Annotated in this window: 8 protein-coding genes; all 8 read right to left on the minus strand. The window is 48.1% G+C overall.

What is annotated here, in order from left to right; genetic code table 11:
* Positions 1-170: 170 nt before the first annotated feature.
* The gene (locus AC23P2_RS11110) at positions 171-1,646 is read right to left on the minus strand and encodes an arylsulfatase (protein WP_487773256.1); all 1,476 of its coding nucleotides are present in this window, start codon (positions 1,644-1,646) and stop codon (positions 171-173) included.
* Between the two features lie 111 nt (positions 1,647-1,757).
* The gene (locus AC23P2_RS11115; RefSeq protein WP_487773257.1) at positions 1,758-3,329 is read right to left on the minus strand and encodes a RagB/SusD family nutrient uptake outer membrane protein; all 1,572 of its coding nucleotides are present in this window, start codon (positions 3,327-3,329) and stop codon (positions 1,758-1,760) included.
* A gap of 22 nt (positions 3,330-3,351) precedes the next feature.
* A complete protein-coding gene (locus AC23P2_RS11120) occupies positions 3,352-6,795 on the minus strand; it encodes a SusC/RagA family TonB-linked outer membrane protein (protein WP_487773258.1) in 3,444 nt (1,147 codons plus the stop codon).
* A gap of 21 nt (positions 6,796-6,816) precedes the next feature.
* Complete coding sequence (locus tag AC23P2_RS11125; RefSeq protein ID WP_487773259.1) at positions 6,817-7,836, minus strand: FecR family protein; 1,020 nt, start codon at positions 7,834-7,836, stop codon at positions 6,817-6,819.
* Between the two features lie 59 nt (positions 7,837-7,895).
* The gene (locus tag AC23P2_RS11130; protein WP_487773260.1) at positions 7,896-8,501 is read right to left on the minus strand and encodes an RNA polymerase sigma factor; all 606 of its coding nucleotides are present in this window, start codon (positions 8,499-8,501) and stop codon (positions 7,896-7,898) included.
* A gap of 177 nt (positions 8,502-8,678) precedes the next feature.
* A complete protein-coding gene (locus AC23P2_RS11135) occupies positions 8,679-9,710 on the minus strand; it encodes a hypothetical protein (RefSeq protein ID WP_487773261.1) in 1,032 nt (343 codons plus the stop codon).
* 18 nt (positions 9,711-9,728) lie between these two features.
* Positions 9,729-10,451 (minus strand): hypothetical protein, encoded by a 723-nt coding sequence (locus tag AC23P2_RS11140; RefSeq protein WP_487773262.1) that lies wholly within the window; start codon positions 10,449-10,451, stop codon positions 9,729-9,731.
* A gap of 238 nt (positions 10,452-10,689) precedes the next feature.
* Positions 10,690-17,415, minus strand: coding sequence for a T9SS type A sorting domain-containing protein (locus AC23P2_RS11145; protein WP_487773263.1), 6,726 nt, complete (start codon positions 17,413-17,415; stop codon positions 10,690-10,692).
* Positions 17,416-17,490 lie beyond the last annotated feature (75 nt).

Genomic DNA, 17,490 nt, shown 5'->3' on the forward strand with positions numbered 1-17,490 from the left:
TTTTCTACTAAGATTTAGCCTCGCTGAGGCTACTTTTTTTAATGCGTTCAACCTGATTTCTATTGGGGTCTTTGTGGACTTTGTAATAAAAATGAATAGAGGATAACCAGCCAACAGAGGCTCGATTTTTGAATTTCGCGCTAAGAAACAGAGTGTTCAACTTTACGAACCTACTTCTTCGCTTCAAATTTTGGATCCACAAACTCCCATTCATGAACGTGCGCGGGGCGGTGTTCGCGCTGTACGATTTCGTCAAATTCCTTGGCCAACTCGGGGTGAGCCGTGGCCACATTGTTCCGTTCGCCAATGTCAGTTTTTAAGTTATAAATCTCCCAATCGCCGTTGCGGTTTGCCTTTACGTTTCGTTTTACACCTTTCCAGTCACCTTTCCGAATTGCCAACTGACCTCCGTTTTCGGGATATTCAAAATACAAATAAGGATGCTGAATCTGCGTAGGTTTTCCCAAAAGTGTGGGCAAAAATGACACTCCGTCGGTCGGAAGGGCAGGTTTTGTTCCCAACAAATCGGCACAAGTCGCCAGCACGTCATACTGCGTCGAAACATGGTCAGTGACTTGCCCAGGCTTGATTTTTCCTTTCCAATACGCAATCATTGGCACCCGAATTCCGCCCTCATAGACGTCCATTTTCAACCCACGAAACGGCCCTGCACTTTCAAAAAACGCCGCGTCCACGTGTTTCACAAAAGTCGCCCCGTTGTCGCTCGAAAACATAATGATGGTATTGTCTTCTATCCCGAGTTTTTTTACCAACTCCCAAATCTGCCCTACTTGCTTGTCCAAATACGAAATCATGGCCGCGTAGGTCGAGTACGGATAACGCGTAGAGGCATAGCCCGTTTGTCCACGGTACGGTTTTTCGTCAAACTTTCCAATGTACTCTTTGACCGCCTCAGCAGGCGCTTGCAGCGACAAGTGAGGCAAGGTATAAGGCAAATACAGGAAGAAAGGACGGCTTTTGTTCTCAGTGATAAAGCCCGTTGCTTCCTCCGTCATTTTATCAATCGCATAGTCTTTCCCTACGTAATACTCGTAGTTTTCATCGCCCTCGGGCATGGGGCGGTGAACTTTGATATAGGGGTTGTTTAGCGCCACTTTTTCCCCATTTTTCCACAAGTGAGTAGGGTAAAAATTGTGCGATTGTTTTTGGCAAAGCAACCCATAGAAGAAGTCAAAACCTTGTTGGTTAGGATTGCCAGTTGTATTGGCCATGCCCATCCCCCATTTTCCAACCGCGCCCGTTTTGTAGCCCGATTTTTGGAACAAATGCCCAATGGTAAATGCTCCTTCGTTCAACGGCATTTGTCCGCCCTCTTTATCGTCCTCAAAACCACCAAGTTCATAATTTCCGCGAATGTACGTATGGCCTGTATGGCGACCTGTCATCAATCCACAACGCGAGGGTGCACACACGGGCGCCGACGAATAATGCTGCGTAAAGCGCATTCCGCCCGCCGCTAGTCGGTCGAGGTTAGGGGTTTTGATTTTCTTTTGTCCATAAGCACCTACTTCACCGTAGCCAAGGTCGTCGGCGAAGATGTAGATGACGTTGGGTTTAGAAGTCGATTTTTGGGCCAATGCCATTGTTCCCCAACAAAGGAAAAGCAACAAAACAATTCGTTTCATATTCTGCTTCGGTTGATTGAACCAGCGGTAGGAACGCACTTGACGTCCTACCGCTGCTTGTTTGTTTTAAAATAGAAATGGAGTTGGATACTACTGATGTCTCAGCTCAAATTACCAGCCCGAATTTTGGGTAAGCTCGGGATTGAGTTCGCGTTCTTTCTGAGGAATAGGCCAGAGGTAGTGTTTGGCAGGATCAAAAACGCGGGTAAATGACGCAATCTGAATGGTTTTCAAATCGGCACCTTCTGCATACGTCATTCCATAAACATCGCCTACCATTACTTTTTCGGCGGTTTTCCAGCGGCGAATGTCGAACAAACGGAGTCCCTCAAACGCCAATTCAAGCAAGCGCTCTTTACGGACAGCCTCACGCAACTGTGCTTGCGACAGCCCCGTCGTCAGGGCAGGCAATTTCACATCGGCGCGCTGACGAATCTGATTAATGGCGTCGTAAACGGTGGCATCTATTTGATTAAGTTCAATTTTTGCTTCAGCGTACGTAAGAAGCACCTCGGCATACCGCAACAAAACGATGTTGATTCCGCAGTTTCCACCCGTGGTTAAGTCTTCTTTGTTGATGTATTTTTTCAACACAAAACCCGTCGAAGTGGCTAAATAAGTATTGCCAATGGCATCGGCCGTTCCGCTTGTTGGACGAGGGTCAAATTTCTTCCCATCGGGCAAATCGTCGCCCTGTACAAAAACCGAAGCCCTCAAACGCGGGTCGCGGTTGGCATACGGGTTTTTAGGGTCAAAACCGCTGGTAGGGTCCGTAATTTCCTTGCCGTTGGCCATTGGGTAAGCATCCACCAGCGCTTTGGTAGGCACGTAGGTGTTGTTGGCCGTGCGTTGGCTATACGGCCCCATGCTCGCAAACACGTTGTTGGAGTACGTATCTTTGATAAACTGTTTGTCCAAAATCACTTCCGAATTGTTTTCGGCGGCGTACGAGAAAAGGTTGGCATAACTCGAATACAAAGCGTACGTTTTTGAATCAATCACCGCTTTGGCCGCATCGGCCGCTTCTTGGTAACGTCCCGCCCAGAGTGCAGCCCGTGCTTTCAAGGCCAAGGCCGCTCCTTTGGTGATGCGCCCTTTGTCGGTTTGGGTGGCGGGTAAATCGTTGGCAGCTTCAGTAAGTTCTTTGAGCACAAAATCCCAAATTTGGGCCGAGGATGTCCGCTTGAGCGTCCGTCCTTCTTCAATACCAATGGTCGTCGTTACCAAAGGTACATCTCCAAAAAGCCCCACAAGCTTCGTATATTGATACGCTCTAAGCGTACGCGCTTCTCCTTTGAGGCGGGCAATGAGGGCTGTATTGGTCGTTTGGACTTTGTCAATGTTGGCCAAAAAATCGTTGGCAAGGCGAATCCCACGGTAAGCCGCCGTCCACTCACTTTGAGGGCGTGAATTGAGCGCATCGTGAATGCCTTTTTCAATATTAGACTCTACCTGAAATACTTGGTTGACGTGCGAAATATCAGTAACGCCTTCAATGGCAAAGATGTTGACTCCGTCCAAAGCAGGATATAAACCATTGGAGGCAAGAATCGCGTCTTTTTCGGTTTTCCAGAAAATATCCGATGAAATACGGTCGTTGGGCACGGTATCGAGCAGGCTTTGTTCGCAACCCGACAATACACTTAAGCCTACGACAAGAGAGAGAATATAGCTGATTTTCATTGTTTTAAGCTTTCCTTAAAGGTTAAAATTGTACATTAAGACCAACCGTTGTCAGCGACGTTTGAGGATAATAAGTCGCTCGCCCTGATTCGGCTTCGGGGTCGAGGTTCCATTCATTCAACTTCGAGAACGTAAGCAAGTTGGTCCCGCTCACATAAACCGTAGCCCGCCCCGCCTTGATACGCTCCAACAAGCCTTTTGGCAAACTGTATGACAACTGGATGGTTTTCATGCGGAAATACGACCCGTCGATAATCATGCGGTCAGACGTGGCTACGTTGCGCAAATCCAATTTCACAGGACGAGGAAAGCGCGCATTGGGGCGCTCGGGCGTCCAGTAGTTATCGGTATAAATTTTGTGCGTAAAACCTTCGTAGTTCCCCATTTCGGCCAGCGCCCCCGACAAGCGCGTGTCCACATCGGCCGCGCCTTGCCACTGGGTAAAGAGCGTAAAGTTTTTGTAGCTAAAATTGGTGTTTAGGCCAAAGGTATAACGCGGGAACGTCAGACCAATAAACGTCATGTCATCGCTGTTGATTTTTCCGTCGTTGTTCAAGTCCACGTACTTCACATCACCAGGTTTCATGTTAGGTACCAACGTAGGATAGGCTTTGATTTCATCGGCCGTTTGGAACAAACCATCGGTTTTGTAGCCCCAGTGGGCATTGTACGGCAAACCTTCTTTGATGATGTAGCGCGGGTCGATGTCCGAACCCGAAATGTAAGGCCCTGTTTTGGCCAAATCAATTACTTTATTGTTGTTTTGGGCAAAGTTTCCACCAATTTCGTAAGAGAAACCGCTTTTGGTTTTGTTGCGGTACGTCAAGCCCAATTCAATTCCTTTGTTGCCTACTTTTCCTGCGTTTTGGGGTGGGGCATTCAAACCAACGGTTGTTGGAATGGGTAGGTTTAGCAAAATGCCGTCGGTCAATTTGTCGTAATAATCAAACGTAAAGCTCAAGCGGTTGTTCCAAAGCTGCGCATCCAGCCCGATGTCGGTTTGGGCAGTAGTTTCCCACGTCAAGTTCGGGTTGGCCAAGTTCGACTGAACGTAGCCTTGCACCACCGACCCTCCAAACGTATAGGTAGAAGAGTTGAGGGTTTGGAAATAACTATACAAGCCTACTGCTTGGTTTCCAGTTCTTCCCCACGAACCGCGCACTTTCAACTCACCCACCACCGTACGGAGCGGTTCAAAAAACTTCTCCTCTGACAAACGCCAGCCTGCTGAAAATGATGGGAAGAAGCTATATACTTTGTCGCCCGTAAAACGCGATGAGCCGTCGTAACGCGCATTGGCTTCAAACAAATACTTGTCGGCCAAAGCGTAGTTGACCCGCCCAAAAAACGAGCGAAGCCCCCACTGAGAATCTACCCCACCGCTGTTTTTGTTGTTGTCAGAACCTGAGCCAATCGACTGTACATCGTTGTTGTAAAAATCTTCCCGATACGCGTTGATGGTGTTGTATTTGTTCTGAATTTCTGAGTATCCTACCAATGCTTTCACTTCGTGTTGACCAAACGTATTGCTGTATCCCAACAAATTATTGAGGGTTGTTTCGCGCGTTACGCTACGGATTTCGGTCAAACTACTGCGCGGAATGGTTTTTCTGACCAACGACGGATTGTAATAATCCAAGACCGTATAAGCATTGGTGTAGTTTTTGTTTTGCTCTGCCGTGTAGCGAATAGCGTATTGGCTGCTAAATTTCAAGTTTGGAATAATTTCCCATTCTACTTTTCCACTTCCAAACAAATAGTCCTGAATATTCCGCGAAAGCCCCGCAATCTCGGCATACATCAAGGGGTTGTTGCCTTGAGCGCTCACGCCGTAAGTACCATCGGGATACTTTGGAACAGCCCACAGTGATCCGTGAAACATGGTATTAAAGACGTTGAACTCGCTGACAGGCGTTTGCCAGTTGTTGTTGCGGTAATTGATGTCCACGCTGGCACTGAGTCGATTAGACACTTTAAAATCGGTATTAGCGCGAATTTCTTTCACATCGCTGTCAAAATTAGGGGCAATTCCACCTTGTTTTTGGTATCGCACACCCACACGGCCGCGAAAAAACTCGTTACCCCCGCTGATGGATACATTTTGGCTAAATTGGGGCGCTGCCTTCAAGACGGTGTTAAACCACGTATTCGGAAGAGGGTATTTGAGACGGTCGGTAGCATTGACGTAGTCCGAAATTTGCGTTTCGGTAAACCTAGCCGCCGCTCCTGAGTTAATATACGCTACGTTTTGCAAACGCATGTATGGCTCTAAATCCATCATTTCGGGTTTATTAATGGCATTTTGCACGGCATAAAAACCGCTATAATCCACCACTGCTTTCCCTGACTTGGCGCGTTTGGTGGTCACAAGCACTACCCCGTTGGCTGCCCTCGACCCGTAAATCGCCGTCGATGAGGCGTCTTTGAGCACCGAGATACTCTCAATATCGTCGAGGTTGATGGTGTTGAAAGGTTGTTCTACCCCATCGACGATAAACAACGGGTCGTTTGAGCTCAACGTGGTAATACCCCGTACCCGCACAGTGGCCCGAGAATTTGGCCCTGGTGAACCGCCGCGGTCAAGAATCGTCACCCCAGGTGCAATCCCTTGCAAGGCCTGATTGGCATTCGACACGGGGCGGCGCGTTAGTTGTTCGCTTTTTACCTCAGCAACGGCACTGGTTAAGCTCGTTTTTTTCTGAACGCCGTAGCCTACAACCACCACTTCTCCGAGTGCTTTGGTATCAGCGACCAGCGTGATGTTTATGGCCGTACGACCTCCTACCACCACTTCTTGGGGTAAGTAACCCACGTAGCTAAACACCAACACCGCTTTGTCATCAGGCACAGAAATTTGAAACGCCCCATTGGCATCGGTGGTGGTTCCTCGGTTGGTTCCTTTGAGCAAAATACTTACGCCAGGCAAACCTTGGCCGTTTTCTTCTGCCACTTTTCCCGCAATTTTTACCTCATCAATACCCACGACATTTGCGGATGCCGTCGGAACGTGTAATTGAGAAGGCACAGACCTAAGGCTAGACAAATCGTTAGCAACGGCTCTTGTGCTTGGCAATACCTCAGGACTTGGCTCGCTAGGGGCAGGGGTCTCCTTGCCTGAGTTTTTGATTTTTTGGGTTTTAATGATGTACGTATTTCGTACTTTTTTGTAGGTCAAGCCCGCAGGGCTTAGGAGGTTCTCCAGCACTTGTTCGAGTTTGCCACTGAGGGCATCGGCGGCAATCAACCGATTCGGAATTTCGTCGGTTTTATACACCAAATGAATCCCAAAACGCGTTTCGGCATCGCGTAGTGCTTCTTTCAAAGGAATCGACGCTTTACGGTCGGGTTGATTTTTGTTTTGCTGAGAAATGGTTGTGTAATTGGCGGCAAACACTTGCGCATTTGCTTTTTGAACAAAACCTGTTATCCCACAGACCAAAAAGGATAATAGTAATGGTTTGTACATGGTTTATCTCAAAAGTTAGGTTTATTTAATCGTTAGTTTTTTCTCTGTGAGTTGGCAATCTGCTTTAAGAAGGTCGGCCAAAATGTCTCGTACTTCTTCGGCACTGCCCGAAGGAATGGTGCCCGATATTTTTTCGTTGGCAAGGGCAGGGTTTTCAAAACTTACTTCGACCCCAAAGTTGTCTTCGATGCGCTGAGCAACATCGCTCATTGCCTCGCCATCCAAAATCCAAATGTTTTTTTGCCAAGAACTGTAGAGCTCAGTTCTTACTTTGCGCTGCGTCAAGCTACGCGTATCGGCCCGAAACTCTACCATATCACCAGGCCGCAATACCGCCGATTGTTGGGCAGCTTTGATTTGAACTTTCCCCGATTGAAGCACCACTTGGGTAGTTTTGCGGCGGTCAGAGACGTTGAACTCCGTCCCAAGTACTTCCACCACGAGGTCGTTGGTATGTACCCGAAACTTCGCATCGGTTGGCGTATGTTTCACCTCAAAAAACGCTTCCCCCTGCAACCACACTTCCCGAATGGCCTTGTCTTTCAAATCTTCCGAAAATGACAAGGTTGAGTTGGCATTCAAATTCACCACCGAACCGTCGGGCAACTCAACTTTACGGGTTTCGCCGTAAGAAGTGGCGTACGACACTGTGGTGGGCTGCGACGTGTACCAAGCGGCTACCACACCGCCTACCAGTAGCACCACGGCAGCGGCTACCCAGCTCAATCGTTTCACAAACGAGCGGCGTAAAGGCATGACGGGAGCGTCTTGCGGCGATAGTGGCAAGCCAAGGGTCTGCTCAAGTCGGGTTTTGAGGGCCTGAACTTTCGCTTCTGGCAGGTCGGGCAAACGAACTTGGACTCGTTGCACCAGCTGTCGGGCTTCTTCCATCGTCGTTTGGCGTTCAGGATGGGTGTGAAGAAATTCATTCCAAAATTGATCCGTTTCTCCCGAAGGATTTCGTACCCAATCTTGGAAAAAGTCATCAGCTGCGAGTTGCACAGCGTCAAAGGAGGCGTATTTTGTTAAGGGTTCAGGCATTCTCTCAGAGGCATTATACCCCATAGAGAAACGAAGTGCGAAGATTACCTCTTTCTTTTTTAAAAAAATTTATAAAAAAATTTCAACACCCCAAAAACAGCCACAAATATCCAATTATCGCGCAATTGGCCGAGGGCTTTGTAGATAAGATTATAGACCGAATGACGCGTTAGCGACATCATTTCGGCAATTTCGTCGTAGCTTAAATTATCGTAAAAACGAAGAAGAAGCGCTTCTTGCTGGCGCTTAGGGAGTTGAGCAATGTGTTTTTCAAGCTGATGTTTTTGGAGGGATTCCGTTTCTTGGTTGACAAACCAAGTGTCAACCGACTCTATGTAGTCATCACTTATCTCCTCAAATTCAGAAAGTTGTGTATGTCTCGACTGCCGATTGAGGTACTTGAGAAGTTTGGTTTTTAGGGATTTACACAAATAAAATTGAATGTTATTTGCCTCCACTTCACTCAATGACGCTCGGTATTTCCAAATATCCTCAAATACATCATGGATAGCGTCCGTCAGTAGTTCTTCATCGTTGCAAAGTCGGCGGCCAAATTTGTACAAGATTTGTATATACCCATCATATAATTCTCCCAAAGCATAGTTATCACCCGCCCTGAGTCGATTCCAACTGGTCAAATGTGTATCCTTTTGGTCAGAATTCATACCTGCATAAAATGAAAGCCGAGTTTTTCAAGGCAAAAATAGAATATATAAACAATAGATTATATAAATTTCTTTCAAATCTTTTAAAATCGTGGAAAAGTACAAAACAACATAAACAAATAAAAACAAAAGAGGCTGTTTGGTGAAACAGCCTCTTTTGAAAGAAAAAACTAACAGTTACTTCAAGCCCAACAAGAAGCCAATAGTAAAGTTGGCATCCCAGTCAAAAACAAAGGTTTTGCAACCCGTAGCATCAGCAACAGCTTTATAAATATTTCCTCCTGCTTTTGTTTTTGCTTTATCGAGCTTGTAAGCTTCGGCGGCCTTCAAAACAGTATATCTTTCTTTGCCATTGCGTACCTCTTTGGCCAAGTCAAACGGTACACCGCCAATGATAAAGCATATTTCTCGTTTGCTTTTCGGTACTTGTTTCGACATTGCCCCTACTTCTTCATACACTTTGTCGTCGGCTACTCCTTTTTCGTAGTACTTAGCGCCGTACGTTTCAAGGGTCTTAATTGAACCACCTTCCGTCCATGCGATTTTGGTATTTCCAGAACCAATATCGGTAAAGAAACCTTTGTCGCTAAACGAAGCAGGCAAGGCGCACTTCAAGCCCAGCGAACCTTCTTGGTCAGGCGTTACGGTGTTGACCATGTAACCCATGTCTTTCAACACTTTGATAATTTTACCCGTTACTTCAGCTTTCAATGCACCCGAACTCACCACAAAGTGAATATCTTTACCGCTTACACCGTGGTCCATCATGTTACCAATATAACGTTTTAGGCCAATGCGAATGTCATAATCAGAGGCCATGTTTTCAATGACCATGCTATTGCCAAACTCAGCGTGTTCGAGCTTCCAGTTCTTGTCTTTATCGATGTTCACCACAAACGAATTGAAACCGCTAGCTCCTAACTCAACGACGCCTTTGAGTTTCCCGTCCACGGGCTCGGGAGCAGTATAAGAAAAAGCGCCAGCTGTCGAAGTAGCCTCTGCCGACGACTCGCTGCTGGCCGACGAAGAACCCTCGTCCGAGGCCGTCGATTCGGTTGTTGTACTTGCCGACGGGCCACCTTCGGGCGATTTTGTCGTAAGTTCTGTTATTGCTTTTTTAGGATCGGGACCCAAGAAATAATACCCTGCGCCCAACAACCCCGCGATGAATAAAATCAAAAGGACTTTGCCTGCACCTGTTAGATTCATAGTAGTTGTGGTTAAATTTTACGAAATATACTGCTTTATGCCGTTTTCAATCAAGCTAATTTCACTGGCAACGCCCTCTTTGGCCGTAATCGTCGCTTGAATTTTTTGCTCAATTTCGGCAAACTTATCCGTAAACTTACTATCTATTCCGTTAAGAGCGGCCAATTTCTCGGTTTGTATCTTTTCCAAATTGGCAATTTCTTGCTTCAATTTAGCCAACTGTTGCTCAATGGTATTGACTTCGGTATTGAGTTGCTGTTGTTCTTTGGCTTTTTCGGTAGTAAGGGCATTCTTCTTTTGCTCTCCCGCCGAAACCGTCGCTTCAAACGCTTTTTGTAATTCTGTTTTATAAAAAGCCGCCGACTCCAACAAGAACTGTTGATTACAATTAGGGTTGAGGAGTTTAGCGCCTTCATAGGCCGTCTTAAAATGCTCTACACTAGGGTTGTTGCTCGTCCGCAACAGCATTTGTGAAAACTCATAAAAGTCGAAACCAGGCTGATTTTTTTCTTCTAAAATCTTCCGAAAACGGTTTCGTAGGTCTTCCACAAAGTCATTAGAAGCGGGAGCCACAAACACGGGCGCACTCACGGGCGTGCTTTTAGGCGGCGCGGCGGGTGCGGGTGCGGAAGCAGGAGCGACTGGTTTTTCTTCGGCCTTTTGGTCGTCTAGTACTACAAAAACTCCTGCTAAATCGCGGAGCCAACCGCTCATTTTACTTTTTTGGGGTTCGTCTGCCACTGTTGTAAAGGTTTGATGTTTTCAATGATTGTTTGGATGCCAATGCGTATTACCACGAAAGTTATAAAAACCTTCGTATAAGGCGGATAAAGGTAGAAAAGATTTTGGTTGGCGGGCATTGGGAAGTAGAAGAGTGGTTGAAAACGGGGCTAATTTTAGGGTTTTTGAGGATGAATTTTACAAAAAAACCGCCACCCTCAAAAAGAGGCGGCGGTTTAAATACACTTTATGAAAAACCCTACTCTGTTTTAATTACTTTCAAGTAAGTAATAGAATGAGCCGTCCTTACCTCCAAGACATACACACCAATTGCTAACGAACTCACCTGTATTTCTTCGATATGGGCGTCGGTTTCAGGAATAAATCGCTGATTTAACACCTTTCGGCCTGTTGCATCTCTCAAGCAAACTTGTACTAGAACCCCGCTGTTATCAGCCATTTTCAGCCGTAGAGCGTTGGTTACTGGGTTGGGAAAGACCGTAGCGAAAACGTTATCAGTCGATTTTAGATCCCTCGCATCGGCGAACCGCCAGGATGACAAAGTAGTTGCCATTTGCTCCTTGCCATTTACCGTGCGACGGTCCGACCCTTGCCCACTGCTCTCCGCCCTCGCAGCTCCTACTCCTACGCCATCTTTCGATTGGATTCGGAACCAATATTCTTGATAAGCCAGGACATTGCCTTGCGCTTGGCGGGTGGAGGGATAAATACTTCCCCAGCCTTTTTGGTCCCAATAACGAATACTCAATTTGTATAGCCCTTTGGGTAAACCTGAATCATAGGCATTTCCTCCCGCGCCATTGTCGGCGTAAAAACCATAAGCTGGGTGATTTTGGGCGTATAATTCCGTCCAGCCTTCACGATTGGCATACATAAAATAAGGGGCATTATTTTCGTGGGTATTAAACGAACGAATCACACCCATTTCGGGCGTTGCCAACATGTCAAAAGTCAAAGAGCCGTTTGTTCCCAAGGCACAGGCATCGGCATTGATTGTCCAGAAACGAGGAGCCATTTTGTTGGGATTCTCCACAAAAAATAACGTCGGATTTTGCTGGGTGCTTTGTTCTAAAGTAGGACCACCATCACGGGTAATGAATTGGCTAGACCAAGCCATTCGGTCGTTGATTTTTACCGACGACCTTGATTCGCCAATGTTGATCAAGGTGACCACGAAGGCGTTCCAATATACATCCTTACGATTACTTTCTTGGCTTTGGCAACCACCGTCAAAAAGGCATTTAGCCCAGTAGGTCTGTTTGATTACGTTGCTGAATGCCACTTCAAAACTTGCTGCGGTGATACCTGTATTCCAGAACGTTCGACTTCCTGCGGGGCAGTTGGCTGAGACAACAACGGTCGTCCCTATACACACAATTTCTTGCGAAACAGTCACAACAGGGGCTTGATAAGTCGTTTGGAGCGTAAAAGTCACAACTTGACTTCTTTCGCTTACGCAACCCGTTTCCGTCTGACAACGAGCGTAGTAAGAAGTCGTTTCGGCAGGAATAGTAGAAGGCAAGTTAGGCAAAGCAATGTTGGTAGTGGCATTGTACCAAACTGTTTTTAGGGAACCGCAAGATGATTGCCCGCTAAAACTTGTGGTTGGGTTGCAACTGGTTTCAGGGAAAAGGGACACTTGAGGGGCAGCGGGAATTGGAACTAATTTTAACCGCATCACCCCAGATTCGCTTTCTACACAAGACGGAATACCATTTGCCTCTCGACAGCGAACACGGTAATTGTGGTACTGATTGTCTGCCAGTCCTGAGGGTACTCCTGTCGTATATTCACCGCCATCAACGGAGTAAACAATGATTTCTCCCGTCCCACAAGTCGCTGTGAATAAAATAGGAGTTGTTGATAAGGCACAAACTTCCTTGGTTTCACCAACTGCCACCGCTACGCCATCTGCATCTGTTATCAGCGATACGTTCTGGGGAACAGAAGCCCGATAGTTGATAGTTACTTCAATCACCCCCGAGTAAGTAGCAGCACAATTGGCGTCGCAGGCCGCTTGATAACGGTGGAGTTGATTATTGGAGGATTGAGAAATTGGGGGATTGGGAGCCCAGTTGCTCCATGCGCCACTGCCTACTTGCACTCGCCAAACAGGAGAAACCGAAACGCACGAACTCGAAATACCAAACTGTAAACTATTGACAAGATTAGCGTCTGTGTCGCAGAATACTTGGTTATTGCCTTCGTTTAATTCTTGGCTCTGCACTTGTAGCGAAATAGAGGGTTTTGTTTGAATAGTAACTGTCGCCATCCCCGCCAATGGTTGCGAACATCCATTCGCATCGCTTACTGATACCAAAGTTAATGTTTGATTCGCCGTCATATTCGGGACGCTGACCGTTGCCGTTCCGCCCGTTAAAGTGGTCGTTTGGTTGCCACCGCCGTTGAGAGTGTAAGTCACTATCGCGCCGCTAGTCCCGCTCAAGGTAAATGTGGCCGTACTGTTGGCACAAATGGGACTGTTGTTGGCTGAAATGGAGGCCGTAGGTGAATTATTTACCGTTACCGTTGACGTTTCTGTGAGGTTCTGGCTGCAACTACCATCGCTTACTGATACCAAAGTTAATGTTTGATTCCCCGTCGCGCTCGGGATGCTGACCGTTGCCGTCCCTCCCGTTAAAGTAGTCGTTTGGTTGCCACCGCCATTTATCGTGTAAGTCACTGTCGCGCCGCTGGTTCCGCTTAAAGTAAATGTGGCCGTACTGTTGGCACAAATGGGACTGTTGTTGGCTGAAATGGAGGCGGTGGGTAAATTGTTGACCGTTACCGTTGACGTCCCCGTCAGGTTTTGGCTGCAACTACCATCGCTTACTGATACCAAAGTCAAGGTTTGATTGGCCGTAGCACTCGGGACGCTGACCGTTGCCGTTCCGCCCGTTAAAGTGGTCGTTTGGTTACCGCCGCCGTTTATCGTGTAAGTCACTGTCGCGCCGCTAGTCCCGCTCAAGGTAAATGTGGCCGTACTGTTGGCACAAATCGGGCTGTTGTTGGCTGAAATGGAAGCGCTGGGTAAATTGTTGACCGTCACCGTTGACGTCACCGTCAGGTTTTGGCTGCAAGTCCCGTCGCTTACCGACACCAAAGTCAAGGTTTGATTGGCCGTAGCACTCGGGACGCTGACCGTTGCCGTTCCACCCGTTAATACCGTCGTTTGGTTGCCACCGCCGTTGAGAGTGTAAGTCACTATCGCGCCGCTAGTCCCGCTCAAGGTAAATGTGGCCGTACTGTTGGCACAAATGGGACTGTTGTTGGCTGAAATGGAGGCCGTAGGTGAATTATTTACCGTTACCGTTGACGTTTCTGTGAGGTTCTGGCTGCAACTACCATCGCTTACTGATACCAAAGTTAATGTTTGATTCCCCGTCGCGCTCGGGATGCTGACCGTGGCCGTTCCGCCCGTTAAAGTGGTCGTTTGGTTGCCACCGCCGTTGAGAGTGTAAGTCACTGTCGCGCCGCTAGTTCCGCTCAAAGTAAATGTGGCCGTACTGTTGGCACAAATGGGACTGTTGTTAGCTGAAATGGAGGCCGTAGGTAAATTGTTGACCGTTACCGTTGAAATTCCTGTGAGGTTTTGGCTGCAACTACCATCGCTTACTGATACCAAAGTTAATGTTTGATTCGCCGTCGCGCTTGGGACGCTAACCGTTACCGTTCCACCCGTTAATACCGTCGTTTGGTTGCCGCCGCCGTTTATCGTGTAAGTCACTGTCGCACCGCTGGTTCCGCTTAAAGTAAATGTGGCCGTACTGTTGGCACAAATGGGACTGTTGTTGGCTGAAATGGAGGCCGTAGGTGAATTATTTACCGTTACCGTTGAAGTTTCTGTGAGGTTCTGGCTGCAACTACCATCGCTTACTGACACCAAAGTTAATGTTTGATTCGCCGTCACATTCGGGACGCTGACCGTGGCCGTGCCGCCCGTTAATACCGTCGTTTGGTTGCCGCCGCCGTTTATCGTGTAAGTCACAGTCGCGCCGCTGGTGCCGCTCAAGGTAAATGTGGCCGTATTGTTGGCACAAATGGGGCTGTTGTTGGCTGAAATGGAAGCGCTGGGTAAATTGTTGACCGTCACCGTTGACGTCCCTGTCAGGTTTTGGCTGCAATTACCATCGCTTACTGATACCAAAGTTAATGTTTGATTCGCCGTCACATTCGGGACGCTGACCGTGGCCGTGCCTCCAGTTAAAGTAGTCGTTTGGTTGCCGCCGCCGTTTATCGTATAAGTCACGGTAGCGCCGCTGGTGCCGCCCAAAGTAAATGTGCCCGTACTATTGGCACAAATGGGACTGTTGTTGGCTGAAATGGAGGCGCTGGGTAAATTATTTACGGTCACCGTTGACGTTCCAGTCAGGTTTTGACTGCAACTACCATCGCTTACTGACACCAACGTCAAGGTTTGATTGGCCGTAGCACTCGGGACGCTGACCGTTACCGTTCCGCCCGTTAATACCGTCGTTTGGTTGCCACCGCCGTTTATCGTGTAAGTCACTGTCGCGCCGCTGGTGCCGCTTAAAGTAAATGTGGCCGTACTGTTGGCACAAATGGGACTGTTGTTGGCTGAAATGGAGGCGGTGGGTAAATTGTTGACCGTCACCGTTGAAGTTCCTGTGAGGTTTTGGCTGCAACTACCATCGCTTACCGACACCAACGTCAAGGTTTGATTCGCCGTCACATTCGGTACGCTGACCGTGGCCGTGCCGCCCGTTAATACCGTCGTTTGGTTGCCGCCGCCGTTGAGAGTATAAGTCACAGTCGCGCCGCTGGTGCCACTCAAAGTAAATGTGGCCGTACTGTTGGCACAAATCGGGCTGTTGTTGGCTAAAATGGAGGCCGTAGGTGAATTATTTACGGTCACCGTTGACGTTCCTGTGAGGTTCTGGCTGCAACTACCGTCACTTACCGACACCAAAGTTAATGTTTGATTCGCCGTCACATTCGGTACGCTGACCGTGGCCGTTCCACCCGTTAATACCGTCGTTTGGTTGCCGCCGCCATTTATCGTGTAAGTCACTGTCGCGCCGCTGGTGCCACTCAAAGTAAATGTGGCCGTACTGTTGGCACAAATGGGGCTGTTGTTGGCTGAAATGGAAGCGCTGGGTAAATTGTTAACCGTCACCGTTGAAGTCCCCGTCAGGTTTTGACTGCAACTACCATCGCTTACTGATACCAAGGTTAATGTTTGATTCGCCGTCGCGCTCGGGATGCTGACCGTTGCCGTTCCGCCCGTTAATACCGTCGTTTGGTTGCCGCCGCCATTTATCGTGTAAGTCACGGTCGCGCCGCTGGTTCCGCTCAAAGTAAATGTGGCCGTACTGTTGGCACAAATGGGACTGTTGTTGGCTGAAATGGAGGCCGTAGGTGAATTATTTACGGTCACCGTTGACGTTCCTGTGAGGTTCTGGCTGCAACTACCATCACTTACCGACACCAAAGTTAATGTTTGATTCGCCGTTACATTCGGTACGCTGACCGTGGCCGTTCCACCCGTTAATACCGTCGTTTGGTTGCCGCCGCCATTTATCGTGTAAGTCACTGTCGCGCCGCTGGTGCCGCTCAAAGTAAATGTGGCCGTACTGTTGGCACAAATCGGGCTGTTGTTGGCTGAAATGGAGGCGGTGGGTGAATTATTTACGGTTACCGTTGACATTCCTGTGAGGTTCTGGCTGCAAGTCCCGTCGCTTACCGACACCAAAGTTAATGTTTGATTCGCCGTTACATTCGGTACGCTGACCGTGGCCGTTCCACCCGTTAATACCGTCGTTTGGTTGCCACCGCCATTTATCGTATAAGTCACTGTCGCGCCGCTGGTGCCACTCAAAGTAAATGTGGCCGTACTGTTGGCACAAATGGGACTGTTGTTAGCTGAAATGGAGGCGGTGGGTGCAGTAACTGTGAAAGTTGAACTTGGCCCCGCAGTAGTCGCGCTATTTCCCAAAGCATCAGCAGCGGTATTGGCTCCAATACTAATCCCTAATGTTCCAGTACCCGTTATTCCACTTAAAGTTACCGTTCGAGTACTCGTTCCTGAGCCTGCAACCGCTACGGAGGCAGTGGCAGTTCCCGTAATGTTAAGGGTGACATTAGCAGGGGCTAAAGTAATAGTTGAAGCTCCTGTATAGGAAATGGTATAGGTAACCGACCCGCAGTTGGCAGCACTTGCACTAGGCGAGCCAATACTTACCGTTGGAGGTGATTTGTCAATGGTATAGACCTCTCCTGAAGTGTAAGGAACCGTAACCGTTGGGTTTACCCCTGTCGCATTTACCATGTCCAGTCGAATCGTACCATCACCCGAACCTGTATTGACAGGCACCGTCCAGGTAGTGCCTGAACCAGAAGGCGTCCCCACACTTGCCCCTGTAATACCCCCTGTTGTGGTGAGCGAAAAGTTGCTGGCTGACACCCCAGTTACATTTCCTGAAAAAGTTACGGTATAATTCACCACACTCGAATTGGAAGGATTAGGCGATGCCCGCACAATGGACGAAACGGTGGCTCCCCCACCACCCGCGACCGACACCAACGTAGCATGAATATGGAACATTGGGGGTGTAGGATTGATCGTAGTACCACATCCGTTTCGGTGGATTGAGAAGGAGTATTTCCCTGATACAGTAGGTGTATAGTTGATTTGTGGGTTATTGTTGCAGGTGTTATCGTTCCATGCTACTACCACATCAGATGGATTTCGGATTGTCAAGTAAGTATCCTCTCCCACGTTTTCACAACCATCAAATCGGTAGGCATTCCCTGCGGTGAGGTTGACCTCCACATACTCCCCTGGCCACATGCTATTGACTAACTCTGCCCGAGTCCCCACAGTTAGGCCGTCGGGGGTAGTAAAATTGGTACCCACAAAAGCTAGTGTTCCTTTGGGACATTGAGCGTGGCTCTGCAATAGCCCTAAAAGCATAAAAAATACCCCTAGTACATAGTTTTTCATAGACGAAGCGAATAAGGTTTTGAAGATAATCGTGCCAAACGACTCTGTGGCAACTACGAAAATAGATGCCTAATT

It is taken from the genome of Runella sp. R0.1_18 (genome assembly GCF_057652155.1).

What these genes read in the sequence shown, in the direction of transcription:
- AC23P2_RS11120 (WP_487773258.1), bottom strand. Translation starts at nt 6,795, where the DNA reads ATGTACAAACCATTACTATTATCCTTTTTGGTCTGTGGGATAACAGGT.
- AC23P2_RS11145 (WP_487773263.1), bottom strand. Translation starts at nt 17,415, where the DNA reads ATGAAAAACTATGTACTAGGGGTATTTTTTATGCTTTTAGGGCTATTG.
- AC23P2_RS11135 (WP_487773261.1), bottom strand. Translation starts at nt 9,710, where the DNA reads ATGAATCTAACAGGTGCAGGCAAAGTCCTTTTGATTTTATTCATCGCG.
- AC23P2_RS11110 (WP_487773256.1), bottom strand. Translation starts at nt 1,646, where the DNA reads ATGAAACGAATTGTTTTGTTGCTTTTCCTTTGTTGGGGAACAATGGCA.
- AC23P2_RS11130 (WP_487773260.1), bottom strand. Translation starts at nt 8,501, where the DNA reads ATGAATTCTGACCAAAAGGATACACATTTGACCAGTTGGAATCGACTC.
- AC23P2_RS11125 (WP_487773259.1), bottom strand. Translation starts at nt 7,836, where the DNA reads ATGCCTGAACCCTTAACAAAATACGCCTCCTTTGACGCTGTGCAACTC.
- AC23P2_RS11115 (WP_487773257.1), bottom strand. Translation starts at nt 3,329, where the DNA reads ATGAAAATCAGCTATATTCTCTCTCTTGTCGTAGGCTTAAGTGTATTG.